Genomic DNA, 877 nt, shown 5'->3' on the forward strand with positions numbered 1-877 from the left:
CAGGCGGTTGCCTTTGACGTTGGCGAGGTTGGCTGCGGGCAGGTCGTTCTGTCCGAGCAGGTTACCCGCTGGATCATGGGCGAAGCTTTCTGGCATGGCGCCACGCACACTGATCAGGCGATCCAGCGGATCGTAGTGATAGCTGCGGTTGCCTTTGCGGCTGTCATCGATACCGGCGAGGTTGCCGTTGGCGTCGTAGTTGTAGCGACGCTGGAATAGGTGTTTGTCCCGCTGGCTGACGCTGTGCGCTTGAAGTCGGCCCTGTTCATCGTATTGGTATTGGCTGAGCAGCAGGCCTTGTTGGCGCTGTTGTTCGCGACCCGTGCTGAACTGGTGAGAGGTCAGGCGTGGACCGTTGAGGTCGATGCTGCTCAGGCGTCCACCGGGCAGGTGACGATAATCGAGTGTGCTTCCATCCGGAAGGCGGCAGTGGCTTAGTTGGCCGACGCTGTCGTATGCGTAACGCGTGGTGCCCCAGCCCTGATGTTCGGTAATCAGTCGATCTTGCACGTCATATTCGTAGGCGAGCGGCCAATGACTGTCGTCGACGTTGACCAACCGACCGAGCGCGTCGTAGCTGTAATGAATCTCCTCACCATCGGGCAGCTTCTTGACCAGCAAACGGCCTGCGGCATCACGTTGATATTCGGTGATCAGTTCACTACCGTCATCACCAAATTCGGTTTTCTTCAGCAGTTGGCCGTTGAGGTCGTACTCGTAGGCAGTGCGGCGCCCGTCGAAGCCTGTTTCCTGCTGGATCAGGCCATTGGGGTAGTAATCGAGTTGATAGCGTTCGCCGCGCTCATTCTCGATCTCTGTGAGGTTGAGTTGTGAGTTGTCATAGCGATAGCGCAGTTGGCTGCCGTCGGGGTTGATG

1 pseudogene is annotated in these 877 nt (G+C 58.0%); it reads right to left on the reverse strand.

What is annotated here, in order from left to right:
* Positions 1–877: pseudogene (locus HU727_RS25480) on the reverse strand (type IV secretion protein Rhs); the annotation flags it as partial.

Source organism: Pseudomonas khorasanensis, from assembly GCF_014268505.2.
Taxonomy (GTDB): Bacteria; Pseudomonadota; Gammaproteobacteria; order Pseudomonadales; family Pseudomonadaceae; genus Aquipseudomonas; species Aquipseudomonas khorasanensis.